14 protein-coding genes are annotated in these 13,649 nt (G+C 69.2%); 4 read left to right on the top strand and 10 right to left on the bottom strand.

Annotated elements, in window-relative coordinates:
- Positions 1-144 precede the first annotated feature (144 nt).
- The 4 genes from gad to AU196_RS19230 are packed head-to-tail and all read right to left on the bottom strand — an operon-like array spanning position 145 to position 4,372.
- On the bottom strand, positions 145-1,530 hold the full coding sequence (gad, locus tag AU196_RS19245; protein WP_059096631.1) for a glutamate decarboxylase: 1,386 nt from the start codon (positions 1,528-1,530) through the stop codon (positions 145-147).
- A 19-nt stretch (positions 1,531-1,549) separates the two neighbouring features.
- Positions 1,550-2,971: an NAD(P)H-hydrate dehydratase gene (locus tag AU196_RS19240; RefSeq protein ID WP_059096675.1), complete on the bottom strand. Its 1,422-nt coding sequence runs from the start codon at positions 2,969-2,971 to the stop codon at positions 1,550-1,552.
- Between the two features lie 41 nt (positions 2,972-3,012).
- Positions 3,013-3,684 carry a maleylpyruvate isomerase family mycothiol-dependent enzyme gene (locus AU196_RS19235; RefSeq protein WP_231737645.1) on the bottom strand — a complete coding sequence of 224 codons (672 nt, stop codon included), beginning with the start codon at positions 3,682-3,684 and terminating at the stop codon, positions 3,013-3,015.
- The gene (locus AU196_RS19230; protein ID WP_059096630.1) at positions 3,671-4,372 is read right to left on the bottom strand and encodes a DUF899 domain-containing protein; all 702 of its coding nucleotides are present in this window, start codon (positions 4,370-4,372) and stop codon (positions 3,671-3,673) included. Before AU196_RS19230 ends, AU196_RS19235 begins: the two co-directional genes overlap by 14 nt.
- Positions 4,373-4,458: 86 nt before the next feature.
- Here AU196_RS19230 and AU196_RS19225 point away from each other — a divergent pair, with 86 nt between their 5' ends.
- On the top strand, positions 4,459-4,791 hold the full coding sequence (locus tag AU196_RS19225) for an ArsR/SmtB family transcription factor (RefSeq protein WP_059096629.1): 333 nt from the start codon (positions 4,459-4,461) through the stop codon (positions 4,789-4,791).
- Positions 4,788-5,222: an SRPBCC family protein gene (locus tag AU196_RS19220; protein WP_059096628.1), complete on the top strand. Its 435-nt coding sequence runs from the start codon at positions 4,788-4,790 to the stop codon at positions 5,220-5,222. The genes AU196_RS19225 and AU196_RS19220 overlap by 4 nt, the downstream gene beginning before the upstream one ends.
- A gap of 18 nt (positions 5,223-5,240) precedes the next feature.
- On the opposite strand, the gene glmS is transcribed toward AU196_RS19220, so the two are convergent.
- Positions 5,241-7,106, bottom strand: a complete 1,866-nt coding sequence (glmS, locus tag AU196_RS19215) for a glutamine--fructose-6-phosphate transaminase (isomerizing) (protein WP_059096627.1) — start codon at positions 7,104-7,106, stop codon at positions 5,241-5,243.
- 55 nt (positions 7,107-7,161) lie between these two features.
- Here glmS and AU196_RS19210 point away from each other — a divergent pair, with 55 nt between their 5' ends.
- Both AU196_RS19210 and AU196_RS19205 read left to right on the top strand, forming a co-directional pair.
- A complete protein-coding gene (locus AU196_RS19210; RefSeq protein ID WP_059096626.1) occupies positions 7,162-8,007 on the top strand; it encodes a dienelactone hydrolase family protein in 846 nt (281 codons plus the stop codon).
- 37 nt (positions 8,008-8,044) lie between these two features.
- Complete coding sequence (locus AU196_RS19205) at positions 8,045-9,094, top strand: LLM class F420-dependent oxidoreductase (RefSeq protein ID WP_157546488.1); 1,050 nt, start codon at positions 8,045-8,047, stop codon at positions 9,092-9,094.
- 21 nt (positions 9,095-9,115) lie between these two features.
- On the opposite strand, the gene AU196_RS19200 is transcribed toward AU196_RS19205, so the two are convergent.
- From AU196_RS19200 to AU196_RS19180, 5 genes are all read right to left on the bottom strand, one after another.
- A complete protein-coding gene (locus AU196_RS19200; protein ID WP_059096625.1) occupies positions 9,116-10,390 on the bottom strand; it encodes a WXG100 family type VII secretion target in 1,275 nt (424 codons plus the stop codon).
- 3 nt (positions 10,391-10,393) lie between these two features.
- Positions 10,394-10,699, bottom strand: a complete 306-nt coding sequence (locus AU196_RS19195; protein WP_059096624.1) for a DUF7162 family protein — start codon at positions 10,697-10,699, stop codon at positions 10,394-10,396.
- Positions 10,700-10,742: 43 nt separating this feature from the next.
- Entirely contained in the window at positions 10,743-12,080 is a 1,338-nt protein-coding gene (gene glmM, locus AU196_RS19190; RefSeq protein ID WP_059096623.1) for a phosphoglucosamine mutase, read from the bottom strand.
- Positions 12,081-12,175: 95 nt separating this feature from the next.
- Positions 12,176-12,541: a hypothetical protein gene (locus tag AU196_RS19185; RefSeq protein ID WP_059096622.1), complete on the bottom strand. Its 366-nt coding sequence runs from the start codon at positions 12,539-12,541 to the stop codon at positions 12,176-12,178.
- Positions 12,542-12,922: 381 nt separating this feature from the next.
- The gene (locus AU196_RS19180) at positions 12,923-13,360 is read right to left on the bottom strand and encodes a hypothetical protein (protein ID WP_059096621.1); all 438 of its coding nucleotides are present in this window, start codon (positions 13,358-13,360) and stop codon (positions 12,923-12,925) included.
- Positions 13,361-13,649: the final 289 nt, after the last annotated feature.

The raw sequence follows: 13,649 nt of genomic DNA, 5'->3' as shown, positions 1-13,649 counted from the left end.
CAAGGAAGGTGCGCCCCGCACCGACCGCGCATTGAAGATGCCCAGACGCCGCCGCACCCGCGCCCAAGACCGCGCCCACCGCATCCAAACCGAACGCCGCCTCAACGACGACCTCGTCGCCGAACGCACCAAACCACCACCGTTCTAGTGGGCGAACGGCTGCACCTCGTCGAAGTGGCCGCCGGGCTTGAGCTCGTCGAGATGCTTGAGCACGGTGACCATGTCGTCGCGCAACGCACGGGCCAGGTCGGCGGAGAAGCCCTCCCGCACCACGACCCTCAGCACCGTGACGTCCTCCGCACCCTCCGGCATGGTGTACGCAGGCACCTGCCAGCCGTAGGAGCGCAGCGTCTGCGAGATGTCGAATTCGGTGTAGCCCGGATCGCCCTTCAGTCGGAAGCTCACGACCGGGATTGCCGAGCCGTCGGTGATCAGTTCGAAGTGCTCGCTGTCGCGAAGCTCGTCGCCCAACCACCGAGCGGTCTGCGACAGCGATTGCATGACCTGGGCGTACCCGCCGCGGCCCAGCCGCAGGAAGTTGTAGTACTGGCCGACGACCTGATTGCCCGGACGTGAGAAGTTCAGCGTGAACGTCGGCATGTCACCGCCCAGGTAGTTGACCCGGAACACGAGATCCTCCGGGAGGTGCTCGGCATTGCGCCACACCACGAAGCCGATCCCGGGATAGGTCAGCCCGTATTTGTGCCCACTGACGTTTATCGACACCACCCGCGGTAACCGGAAGTCCCACACCAGATCCGGATGTACGAACGGCACCACGAACCCGCCGCTGGCCGCATCGACATGGACGGGCACGTCGACTCCGCCGTCGGCGGCCAGCTTGTCGAGCGCGGCGCAGATCTCGGCGATCGGTTCGAGCTCACCGGTGTAGGTGGTGCCGAGGATCGCCACCACGCCGATCGTGTCCTCGTCGACGTGCTCGAGCACCTGTTCCGGCGTGATGACGTAACGCCCGTCGGCCATCGGCAGGTAACGGGGTTCGACGTCGAAGTACCGGCAGAACTTCTCCCACACCACCTGCACGTTCGAACCCATCACCAGGTTCGGGGTGCGGCCCTTCCACGCATCGCCGCCGAGGCGTTGGCGCCACCGCCACTTCATCGCCAGCCCGGCCAGCATGACGGCCTCGCTCGAGCCGATCGTCGACACGCCGATCGCGCTGTAGGGGTCGTCGTCGCGCAGATCCTCGGCGTGGAACAGGTCGGCCACCATGCACACGCAACGCTGCTCGATGGCCGCGGTCGCCGGGTACTCGTCCTTGTCGATCATGTTCTTGTCGAACGTCTCGGCCATCAGTTTCTCGGCCTCGGGGTCCATCCACGTGGTGACGAAAGTGGCCAGATTGAGCCGCGAACTGCCGTCGAGCATCAGTTCGTCGTGGATGAACCGGTATGCCGCCTGGGGTTCCATCGCCTCGTCCGGCAGCCGCAAGGACGGCACCGGTGCCATCGCCAGCCTGCCGGTGTAGGCGGGCGAGATCTGCGGGACGCGACGGTGTGTGCGCGACATAGACGGTTCCTTTCGGGGATCAGATACTGGCGAGTGCGGTGCGGATGTGGTGCAGGATGCGCGACGCCGAGGTCGGCGCCGCCCGGGGTCCGGGGTCCGCCGCGGACGCATTCGCGGCATAAGCGTGGACGAAGGCCGCCATCGCCGCAGCCTCGCCGGGAGGCAGGCCCGCGGCCAGCAGGGCGCCGATCATCCCCGACAGGACGTCGCCGGAACCGGCGGTGGCGGCCCACGCCTCGCCCGCCGGGTTGAGGTATGCCCGACCGTCCGGTTCGGCGACGACGGTGACGTTGCCCTTCAGCAGCACGGTGGCGCCGAACTGCTCGGCCAGCCTGCGGGCCGAGCGGATCCGGTCGTCTCCCGGTGGCGATCCGGCCAGCCGCGCGAATTCCCCGGCATGCGGGGTCAGCACCGTCGGCGCGCTGCGGTCGGCGACCAGGTAGGGATGGGCGGCCAGCAGCGTGAGGCCGTCGGCGTCGACGATCACCGGCAGGTCCGTGTCCAACGCGAAGCACAACGCCGCCGCCCCGGCCTCGTCGGTTCCGAGCCCGGGGCCCACCACCCAGGACTGCACCCGTCCCGCGGCGGCGGCGCTGGGTGCGGCCACCACTTCCGGCCAATGCGAAACAACCTCGGCTGCAGCGCTTCCGGCGTAGCGGACCATGCCGCTGGTGGCGGCGACGGCCGCACCGGTGCACAGGATCGCCGCACCCGGGTAGGTCGACGACCCGGCGAGCACGCCGGTGACACCCTGGGTGTACTTGTCGTCTTTCGGCACCGGCCGTGGCCACCGGGCGGACACGTCGGCCGCCTCGATACCCAGCACGTCCGACGGTGGCAGGTCCAGACCGATGTCGATCAGGTCGACGCGGCCGCACTCCCCCAGCGCATGCACGGGTTTGAACCCGCCGAACGTCACGGTCGAGGTGGCGTGCACATGCGGCCCGTCGGCGGCACCGGTCTGCACGTCGAGACCGCTGGGGATGTCGACGGCCACCACGGGGATCCCGGCGGCGTCGACGGCGGCGAACACCTCGGCCGCGGCGGGCCGCAGCGGCCCGGAACCGGAGATGCCCACCACACCGTCGATCACCAGATCCGTTGCCGTGGGCACACTCCCGACGACCCGGCCCCCGGCCGCGCGCAACGCGGCGAGCCCCTTCGGATGGGCGCGGTCGGGGTTGAGGAGTACAGCGGTGGCCGACGCCCCGCGCCGACGCAGGAACGTCGCGGCCCACAGCGCGTCACCGCCGTTGTCCCCCGACCCGACGACGGCGCAGACGTTGCGGCCGGCGACGCCGCCGGTGCGCGCGGTGAGTTCGCGGGCGATCGCGGTCGCCAGACCGAACGCCGCGCGCCGCATGAGAGCGCCGTCGGGGAGGCGCTGCAACAGCGGTGCTTCCGCGTCGCGGATCGCCTCCGCGCTGTAGTAGTGCCGCATCAGCCACACCCTACGTGGGGAACTGGTGCGTGCGGGTGGCCTTACTCGACGATGTCCGCGGCGGCCGGACCGAACAGGTACAGCGCGTCGAGAACCGGTTCGGGGTCACCCGACCAGTCCATCGCGGCCAACTGCGCGCGGCTGCGACGCCCCGTCCGCCACCGCAGCGTCTCGAATCGCGATGTCCGCAACCGGACTTCGCCATCGCCGGTCACCGGACCGCTCAGGTACTCGCCGTCCTCGACGACAACGCGCAGCGTGACGGGCGGATCCAGCATCTCGAGCAGTTGGCCGCAGACGTATCGGACGGCTTCCGAATCGCGTGCACCCGGTCGGCCGAGCGCCCCGCGGATGTCGTGCTCGTGGCTGACGATGTCGCCGACCGGTGCGACCAATCCGCGAGTGCGCGCCGACTCCCGCAGTTGGCGCACCGCCTCGCCCCAGGAGGTGAGCAGGTCGGCGATGCCGGTCTCCCGCGACCTGGCGACCTGGGCGGCCGTCTGCGCGTCGGTCGGCACTCCGGACAGGCGTCCGTCGCACCATTCCTCGGCGACGGCCACGACGTGCCCCACGACATCGCGGACCGTCCACGCCGGGCACGCGGGCACCGCGGTGGCCCACTGCGCGTCGTCCAGCGGGGAGACGAGCTCGACGATCCGTTCGTGGCACCCCCGGTACAGTTCTGCGCTGCGCTCGGCCTCAGTGATCGACACAGCGGTCACGCTCCTCGGACCGGCTCGGACCGTATTCGTCGTGCCAGCACCACCATTCGTAAGGGGGCTCCTGGGGATAGCCGCTTGGCGAATCCTCCCACGTCTCCTGCCGCCCGAGCGCGGTCATGTCGAGGAAGGACCAGGTGTTGACGAACACCTCGTCACCGCGGTCGTTGATGAAGTAGGTGCGGTAAACCCTGTCGCCGTCGCGGATGAAGGCGTTGGTGCCGTGCCACTGGTCGCACCCGAAGTCGGCGTCGAAGTCGTCGGTGATGCTGTACCACGGGATGTTCCAGCCCATTCGGGCCTTCACCCGGTCGAGGTCCGCCTGCGGTGCGCGCGAGGCGTAGACCAGCGTGGTGTCGCGTGCGTTGAGGTGGGCGAGGTGACCGATGTGGTCGGCCATCAACGAACAGCCGACGCATCCATGCTCGGGCCAGCCGTGCACACCCGGTTCGACGAAGGCGCGGTACACGATCAACTGGCGGCGGCCGTCGAACAGATCGAGCAGCGTCGCCGGTCCGCCGGGCCCTTCGAACACGTACGGTTTGTCGACCGCCATCCACGGCATCCGCCTGCGCATGGCGGCCAGTGCGTCACGGGCGCGCGTCATCTCCTTCTCCTTGACGAGCATCTGCTGATGCGCGTCGTGCCATTCCCGCGCCGACACGATCGGTGGCGTGTCCATCACCTCTCCCTTCGACAAACATTAAACAAAACCGTTGAACGTCTTTTCGGTCAGCACACCACACGAGTCCCGCTATAGTCAACAATGTGGTTGAAGATCAGGTGCTGGATCGCGCGTACGCCGCGCTCGCTGATCCGACGCGACGACGACTCCTGGAGACCCTGCGCCGCGGTGACGCGCGCATCACCGATCTGGCCGCTCCGCTGCCCATGACCTTCGCCGGCGTATCCCGCCACATCGGGGTGCTCGAATCGGCCGGTCTGGTCACCCGCGAGGTGCGCGGCCGCGAACACTGGTTGTCGCTGCGGCCAGACGGTCTCACCGGCGCCGCCCAGTGGATGGACGAGCAGACCGAGTTCTGGTCCGCCCGCGCCGACGCCCTGGCGGCCCGGCTGTCCCGGAAGCGGCGGGCGAGATGACCGAGGCGCCGACGGTCCGTGTGCAGCGCCTGATGCCCGCGCCCCCGGACGAGGTGTTCGACGAGTGGCTCGACCCGGAATCGCTCAAGGAATGGATGTGCCCACATCCGACCCGCGTCGTCGACGTGCACCTCGAGCCCCGCGTCGGGGGGCGGGTCCTCTTCGACGTCGACAACGTGGGCGTCCCGCTGCTGATCACCGGGCAGTTCCTCGAGATCGACCGGCCACGCCTCCTGCGCTTCACATGGAGCAACTCGGACTGGCCCGACCCCACGACGGTCAGCATCGTCGAGGTCACCTTCGCTCCCGCCGACAACGACGAGACGCTGATGTCGATCGAGCACTCGTTGCTCCCGCCGACGGAATTCGAGAACTTCCGCAGCGGATGGGCGCTCACCTTCGATCAGCTCGCCGCGCTGTTGCCCAGCTAGGCGTCGACGCCCCCGGCGCTATTCGACGGTGACGGACTTCGCCAGGTTACGCGGCTTGTCGACGTCGTAGCCGCGGGCCCGGGCGACCTCGGCGGCGAAGACCTGAAGCGGGATCGTCGAGAGCAACGGCTGGAAAAGCGTTGTGGTGGCCGGGATCTCGAAGATGTAGTCCGCGAATGGCCGGACGGTGTCGTCGCCCTCCTCGGCGATCACGATGGTGACCGCGCCGCGGGCCTGGATCTCCCGGATGTTCGACAGCAGCTTCGCGTGCAGCATCGACGCCCCCTTGGGCGACGGCATCACCACGATCACCGGAAGGTCCTCGTCGATCAGCGCGATCGGACCGTGTTTGAGCTCGCCGGCGGCGAAGCCCTCGGCGTGCATGTACGCCAGTTCCTTGAGCTTGAGCGCGCCCTCGAGCGCCACCGGATAGCCGACGTGACGACCGAGGAACAGGATCGTCGGCTTCTCGGCGAAGCGCCGCGCGAGTTCCACGATCGGGTTGAGCTGTTTGAGCACCTGAGCGACCAGGCCGGGCATGGCCTCGAGTTCGCGGTACTCCCGTGAGACCTCGTCGGGGTACTTGGTGCCGCGCGCCTGGGCCAGCGCCAGGCCGACGAGATAGTTGGCGGCGATCTGCGCGAGGAACGTCTTGGTCGCCGCGACGCCGATCTCCGGTCCGGCACGGGTGTAGAGCACCGCATCCGCTTCGCGCGGGATCTGGCTGCCGTTGGTGTTGCAGATCGCCAGCACCTTGGCCTTCTGCTTCTTGGCATGCCGCACCGCTTCGAGGGTGTCGGCGGTCTCACCGGACTGGGAGATGGCGACCACCAGGGTGCTGCGATCGAGCACCGGGTCCCGATAGCGGAACTCGCTGGCGAGTTCGGCCTCGACGGGCAGCCGCGTCCAGTGTTCGATCGCGTACTTGGCCAGCAGCCCGGAGTGGTACGCCGTTCCGCAGGCCACCACGAACACCTTGTCGATGTCGCGCAGTTCCTGATCGCTCAGGCGCTGCTCGTCGAGCACGATGCGACCGTCGACGAAGTGGCCGAGCAGTGTGTCGGACACCGCCGCGGGCTGCTCGGCGATCTCCTTGAGCATGAAGTACTCGTAGCCGCCCTTCTCGGCGGCCGACAGGTCCCAGTCGATGTGGAACTCTCGAAAGTCCACGTCGGTGTTGCCGTGGAAGTCGCTGACCGTGTAGCCGTCCGCGGTGACCACGACGGCCTGGTCCTGCCCCAACTCCACCGCGTGGCGGGTGTGCTCGATGAACGCCGCGACGTCGGAGCTGACGAACATCTCGCCGTCGCCGATCCCGAGCACCAGCGGCGTCGAGCGGCGGGCCGCGACGATCGTGCCCGGTTCGTCGGCGTTGGCGAACACCAGCGTGAAATGCCCCTCCAGCCGGCGCAGCACGGCCAGCACCGACGCCGGAAAATCACCCGCGGTCTCGCCGTAGCGGTACTGACGGCCGACCAGGTGGACGGCGACCTCGGTGTCGGTGTCGCTGGCGAACTCGACGCCCTCGGCCTCGAGCTCACCGCGCAGCGGGGCGTAGTTCTCGATGATGCCGTTGTGAACGACGACGATCTTGCCGTCCGAGTCGCGGTGCGGGTGCGCGTTGCGGTCGGTGGGCCGACCGTGCGTCGCCCACCGCGTGTGCCCGAGTCCGCTGCAGCCGGCCAGCGTCTCCGGCGCGGAACATTCGAGAACCTCGCCGAGATTGGCCAGCCGGCCCGCCCGCCGGTGCACCGTCATCCCGCCCTGTCCGTCGAGTAGCGCGATGCCTGCCGAGTCGTACCCGCGGTACTCCATCCGGTGCAACGCATCGACCACGATGGCGCAGGCAGGACGATGCCCGACGTAGCCGACGATTCCACACATAGAGAACCAGGGTAGTGCAAGAGCCTCACGGGGGACGGTGAGCTACGGTCGTCAGGTGGCCAGCACAAAGAAGCTGTTCAAGGCTTTGACCCGCCGCGGCCCGCATCGCGTTCTGCGCGGTGACCTGGCCTTCGCCGGTCTATCCGGCGTGGTGTACACCCCCGAGTCGGGGCTGAACCTGCCCGGTGTGGCGTTCGGTCACGACTGGCTGGCCAGTGGCATGCGTTACAGCGGCACGCTCGAACACCTCGCGTCGTGGGGCATCGTCGCCGCCGCTCCGGACACCGAGACCGGTATCGCGCCGTCGGTTCTGAACCTGGCCTTCGACCTGGGCACCACCCTGGACATCATCGCCGGTGTGCGGCTCGGACCCGGCAAGATCAGCGTGCACCCGACGAAGCTGGCCGTCGCCGGGCACGGGTTCGGCGGATCGGCGGCGGTGTTCACCGCCGCGGGGATGCCGGGACGGCTGAAGGCGGTCGCCGCGCTCTTCCCGACCGTGTCGCGGCCCCCTGCCGAGCAACCGGCGGCATCGCTGGAGCTGCCGGGGCTGATCCTGGCCGACCCGGGCGATCCGATGTCGCTGCGGTCGAATGCGGTCGAGTTGGCGCGCGCCTGGAAGCCGGCGACGTTGCGCGCGGTGCACAAGGTGACCGCCGGCGGCCTGGTGGAGGGCCGCCGGTTGGCGCGGGTGATGAAACTGCCCGGCGAGGACAAGGGCACGCAGAAGATCGTGCGCGCGCTGCTCACCGGGTACCTGTTGCACGAGTTGACCGGTGACAAGGCGTACCGCGACTTCAGCGATCCCGAGGCGGTGCTCCCCAAGACCGACCTGATGGATCCGCATTCCGACGATCCGGTCGATCTGGAGAACAAGGTCGTCGCATTGCTCAAGCCGTGATTACACCCAACCAACCGGTTGGGTGTATAACGCTTCCATGTCCTCTCTGCGCACTGGCATCTTCTTGAGTTATGCGGGCGGCTTCCGTGAGGCCGTCGAAGACGTGGTCGAACTCGAGAAGGTGGGGGTCGACCTCGCCCTGGTGGCGGAGGCCTACTCGTTCGACGCGATCAGCCAGCTGGGCTACCTGGCAGCCAAGACCACGCGCATCGAACTCGGCTCCGGGGTGGTGCCGATCTACGTGCGGACCCCGTCGCTGCTGGCGATGACCGCGGCTGGGCTGGATTACGTCTCCGACGGCCGGTTCCGGCTGGGCATCGGCACGTCCGGTCCGCAGGTGATGGAGGGGTTCCACGGCGTCCCGTTCGACGCGCCGCTGGGCCGCACCCGCGAGGTGGTGGAGATCTGCCGCAAGGTGTGGCGCCGCGAAAAGGTCGAGTTCGACGGCCGTTACTATCAGATCCCGTTGCCCGCCGACCGTGGCAGCGGTCTCGGGAAACCGCTGCATCTGATCAATCATCCGGTGCGCGAACGCATTCCGATCACCATCGCCGCGCTCGGGCCGAAGAACGTCGAGCTGACCGCCGAGATCGCCGAGGGGTGGCAGCCGGTGTTCTTCTACCCCGAGAAGGCGGACGCGGTGTGGGGTGACGCCCTGCGCGCGGGCTTCGCCAAACGCGACCCGGAGCTCGGGCCGCTCGACGTGATGGTGAGTGCGGCGCTGGCGATCGGCGACGACGTCGACGACCGGCTGGAGTGGGTGAAACCCCAATTGGCGCTGTACATCGGCGGTATGGGTGCGCGCGGCAAGAACTTCTACCACAACCTCGCGACGCGCTACGGGTTCGGCGAGGTGGCCGACCGGATCCAGGATCTGTACCTGTCGGGTAGGAAGGCGGAGGCGATCGCCGCGGTGCCCGACGAGCTGGTCCGCTCGGTGTCGCTGATCGGGCCGAGGGGCTTCGTCCAGGAGCGGCTGGCCGCGTTCGCCGAGGGCGGCGCCACCACCCTGCTGCTGCAGCCGGTGACGGCCGACCGCGGCGAATCCGTGCGCTACGTGGAAGAGCTGCAGGCGCTGCTGCCCTGAGCTCGGCCGTCCCCATCGGCCTCACTCGCCCACCTGGGGAACCTCGTCGGCGGCGATCTCACAGGGCGTGGCCGGCTCGGCCGGGGGTGCCGGTGCGGCCACCGGCGCGGCCGGAGCCGGAGCCGGGGTCGGGGTGGGCTGCTCGGGAACGGGCTCGTCGGCGATGACGGAGCCCGGCTCCTGCACCGCAGCCTCCTCCTCGTCGGATTCAGGTTCGGGCTCGGGTTCAGGTTCGGGCTCAGGTTCGGGCTCCGGGATGTCCTCCTGCTCCTCCGTCTCCTCGTCCTTGGCCTCGTCGTCCGCGGCCTCTTCGCCGTCGGTGTCTTCGAGGTCCTCGGGCTCCTCGAGTTCGAGCGGATCGTCGAGGCCGGGCTCTGTGACGTCACCGAGCGCATCGCCGATCGACGGCATCAGTCCGCCGATCATCTCGCCGAGCTGTTGGCCGAGACCGCCGATCTCGGACATGCCCGACACACCCGGGAGGCCCGAGCCGACATCGGGTAGCGCGCCGGCCGACGGTATCGGCGGGGTCGGCATCGCGGCCGCGGGTTCGGTCATCGGCGGGAGGGCGGCCGCCGGCGGTGCCCACGGCGCGGCGGCGGGAGCGGATGCCCACGACTGGGTGGGCTCCGGGAAACCGGGCGCCGCTTCACTTCTCACCGCGGCGGTGGCGGAATCGAAGCACCGGGTGATCGCCGCACTGGCCGCCTCCATTGCCGCCACCCACTCCGCGCGCACGTCGTGTTCGACGAACGGTGCTATGTGGGCGTCGACCAGTTCGCTGGCTGCGGCCCGGTCACCTGACCCGGTGGTGACGGTCTCCGCAGCCGCCCGCCACTCACCGCGCACCCCATCAATTCTCGCGTCGACCTCCTCCGCCACCGCGACCTTGGCGTCGACGATCCGCCAGAGCTCGTCGCGCAGCGCCCCCACCTGTTCGGCCGCCGCGGACAGCGCCGTGACCGCCCGCGCCGACGCCGCGCTGTGCCGGCGCAGGAGCTCGGCGGCCGCATCCGCGCCGGCCCCCGTCCACGCCGCACCCAGCGCTTCCACCTGAGCGTCCTGTAACTCCTGCGCGTCGCGCACCGCGCCCACCGCCGCGCGAAGTGTGGCGTGATCGGCGTCGAGCGCGTGCAGGTCGAGCCCCGCCTCGCTGGCGTAGGCATGCTCCACGCGGTCGGTCAGGCCGTGACCGCAGGTGCCGAGCGCCTGGCAGGCCGAGGCGTACCGCGCGAAGTCGTCGACGGCAGGGCGTCCTTCCGCCAGCCGGCCCGCCACGTCGAAGGTGCCCGCCACGGCTCACCGCACCCGGGCTGCCGCGTCGGCGTCGACCTGGGCGTACCGGACGGCCGAGGCGCGCAACTCCGCGGCGATACCGGACGCCGAACGTGCCCACCCGTGCAGCGCCACGACGACGTCGTCGACCGCGGCGCGCAGCGCCTCGCCGTGTGCGGCATGGTCCCGGCCGGCGGCCGAGCCGTCGAACGACAACGCCGAAAGATGCTTACGGACAACGGAATCGACGATGTCCGCCACGCTGTCGAACTGCGTGGCGATGCTGACGAGTGCCGCACCGTCGACGCGGGCGGCCCGAACTGCTCCCATGTCAGGTTAAGACGCCGCCCGGGCCACGCCGGTTCCCCAGGTGTCAGCGCTGTTCGCTCACCGATTCGGCCACCCGGACGGCCAACTGCCGGGCCGTGTCCTCGTCGGCCGCCTCGACCATCACCCGGACCACCTGTTCGGTGCCCGAGGGCCGCAACAGGATTCGCCCGGTGTCACCGAGCGCCGCCTCCGCTTCGGCCACCGCGGACTGCACCGAGGGCGCCTGGGCGACGGTCGCCTTGTCCGCGACCTGGACGTTGATCAGCACCTGCGGCAGGGTCTGCATCGGTTCGGCCAGCGCCGCCAACGACCTGCGCGTCTGCGCCATCCGTGACATCAACCGCAGACCGGTCAGGATGCCGTCACCGGTGGTGCCCATCGAGGGCATGACGATGTGACCGGACTGCTCGCCGCCGAGCGCGTAGTTTCCGGCGCGAAGTTCCTCGAGCACGTAGCGGTCCCCGACGCTCGTGGTGCGGACCTCGATGCCCGCCTCGCGCATCGCCAGATGCAGACCGAGATTGCTCATCACCGTGGCGACCAGCGTGTCGGAGGCCAACTCACCGGCCTCACGCATGGCCAACGCGAGGACCACCATGATCGCGTCGCCGTCGATCACGCGGCCGTTGGCGTCGACGGCCAGGCAGCGGTCGGCGTCTCCGTCGTGGGCCAGGCCCAGATCGGCGCCGTAGGACACGACCGCCGACTGCAGGGACTCCATGTGTGTGGATCCGCAGCCGTCGTTGATGTTGAGGCCGTCGGGATCGGCGTTGATGGTCAGCACGTTGGCGCCGGCCGCACGGTAGGCCAGCGGCGCGGCCAACGAGGCGGCGCCGTGGGCGCAGTCGACCACGACGGTCAGCGCGTCGAGGCGGGTGGTCACGGCCTTGCCGACGTGGCGCAGGTAGCGGTCGAGGGCGTCGGGTGCGTCGACCACGCGGCCGATCCCGGCACCCACCGGGCGCACCCCCGGGCCCTGCTGCACGAGTTCTGCGATGCGGTCCTCGGTCGCGTCGTCGAGTTTGTGCCCGCCGGGCCCGAAGATCTTGATTCCGTTGTCGGGCATCGGGTTGTGCGAGGCGGAGATCATGACCCCGAAGTCGGCGTCATAGGCACTGGTCAGGTAGGCCACCGCCGGGGTGGGCAGTACCCCCACGCGCAGGGCGTCGACGCCTTCGCTGGTCAGCCCGGCGATCACCGCCGCCTCCAGCATCTCGCCGCTGGCGCGGGGATCGCGGCCCACCACGGCGACTCGGCGGCGCGGTCGGCCGGTGGAGCTCAGCCGTCTGGCGGCCGCTGAGCCGAGCGCCAGGGCGAGCTCAGCGGTGAGATCGCGGTTGGCGACCCCGCGCACGCCGTCGGTGCCGAACAGTCGAGCCATGCGGACAAACTTCTCACACATGGCGGCCGCGGAGCCAACCGCCGACACCACACCGCCCGCATCCGAGGTGGATGCGGGCGGTGCGGTCGGGTCGGTTATCCCTGGGGCCGGTTCGCGGCGCCCGGAGCCTGCTCGGAGCCACCCGGGCCGTTCTGCGTCACGGTGACCGGACCCGCGCCCTCGATCGCGCAGACGGAATCCGAAGCGGTGCCGCTGTCAGTGGCCTCCGCCAGCACGTTCACGCTGCCGATGTCCGCGACATCGCAGATCTGCGCGACGACGTTGGCGGCCACACCGACGTTGACGTCCTCGAGGATCGTCACGTCGCCGATGCCCACGTTCACCAGGCCGTCACCGATGATCGTGTCGGGCTGAGCCTGGGCCAGACCCAGACCGGCGGAGAAGAGAAGCCCTCCACCCAGGACGGCACCAGCGGACGCACGCTTCACAATGCTCTTCACGTAAATAACTCCTTCAGTCGCAGAAGCGTGATCCGGCCCCCTATTCGAGCGACTGACCCATACCGGCGGCGGGAACGGCCCACCGTCGCCTTTTCGACGTTCACGCTTCCGGGGAGAGGCTTCCTTGATCCACGCGGATTCAAACAGTTTTCTCACCGCTTTTTCACCAGCAAAGCGTATAATTGCGCGAAGCTAATTAACTGATGCGTTAATACTGTTCGGCGTCGCGCGCTGGTCAGAGCCCCTCGGAGACCTTCGCCGTACGTCCACTCTCCGTTACTACCGCTTGCAAATAAATCCCGCCAGCACTGACGCCGACGCCCCCCGAAACGACTCACCGCCCGCAACCGGGTGGATGCGGGCGGTGAGCACGTGGATCGCTTATCCGATCGGCGCGGTGTCGGCCGGAGCGGTCTCACTCGACTCGCCCTCGGCGGGGAGCTGCGCGCCGTCCGGGGTGGTGGCGGGGGCCTCAGCCGGCACCTCACCGGCGGGCGCCTCGGCAGCCGGCACGCCGTTCTTGATGGCCAGCGCACCACCAGGCAGGTTCTCGCACACCGTCTGGTCGGTGCCCTCGCTGGTGACGCGCTCGACCAGAGCGGTCACATCGGAGGCCGGGGTGCCGCAGATCGCGCCGGCGGCGGTGGCGGCGGTCTCGACGTCCACACCCTCGAGGATCGCGGTGTTGCCGACGGCGACGGTCACGACGCCCTCAGGCGCCTCGACCGGCTGGGCATTGGCCAGGCCGAGCCCGGCGGTGAACAGGAGTCCGCCACCCAGGATGGTGCCGGCAGCGGTGTTCTTCATGATCTTGTTCATGGGGATTGCTCCTTTCAGTCAGGAAGCCACGGCCCGGTTCGGTAACGAGTGACTGACTCGCCCCCGGGGGCAGAAGGTCCGCCTACGCCGCCCAGCGGCGCCCGTGCTTCTCACCGAGGTTTTCCGAACCAGCCACTCGATTTCAACCGGCCGCGAATGTTCGAGCGCCATTATGCGGGCCGCCTAATTAACTCAGCCGCCGCAACAATGGGCGAATTTCCAGTGCACAGGTTTATGGCGATCGGCGATGAATTCACTGAATTCGCGGTGTGGCACCGCTCACAAAATG

It is taken from the genome of Mycobacterium sp. IS-1742 (assembly GCF_001500125.1).
Classification (GTDB): domain Bacteria; phylum Actinomycetota; class Actinomycetes; order Mycobacteriales; family Mycobacteriaceae; genus Mycobacterium.
This window is presented reverse-complemented; position numbering and strand designations above follow the sequence as displayed.

Coding starts and splice junctions, on each gene's coding strand:
- AU196_RS19205 (WP_157546488.1), top strand. CDS start 8,045: ATGTCCTCTCTGCGCACTGGCATCTTCTTGAGTTATGCGGGCGGCTTC.
- glmM (WP_059096623.1), bottom strand. CDS start 12,080: ATGGCTCGACTGTTCGGCACCGACGGCGTGCGCGGGGTCGCCAACCGC.
- glmS (WP_059096627.1), bottom strand. CDS start 7,106: ATGTGTGGAATCGTCGGCTACGTCGGGCATCGTCCTGCCTGCGCCATC.
- AU196_RS19230 (WP_059096630.1), bottom strand. CDS start 4,372: ATGGACACGCCACCGATCGTGTCGGCGCGGGAATGGCACGACGCGCAT.
- AU196_RS19195 (WP_059096624.1), bottom strand. CDS start 10,699: ATGGGAGCAGTTCGGGCCGCCCGCGTCGACGGTGCGGCACTCGTCAGC.
- AU196_RS19180 (WP_059096621.1), bottom strand. CDS start 13,360: ATGAACAAGATCATGAAGAACACCGCTGCCGGCACCATCCTGGGTGGC.
- gad (WP_059096631.1), bottom strand. CDS start 1,530: ATGTCGCGCACACACCGTCGCGTCCCGCAGATCTCGCCCGCCTACACC.
- AU196_RS19240 (WP_059096675.1), bottom strand. CDS start 2,971: ATGCGGCACTACTACAGCGCGGAGGCGATCCGCGACGCGGAAGCACCG.
- AU196_RS19220 (WP_059096628.1), top strand. CDS start 4,788: ATGACCGAGGCGCCGACGGTCCGTGTGCAGCGCCTGATGCCCGCGCCC.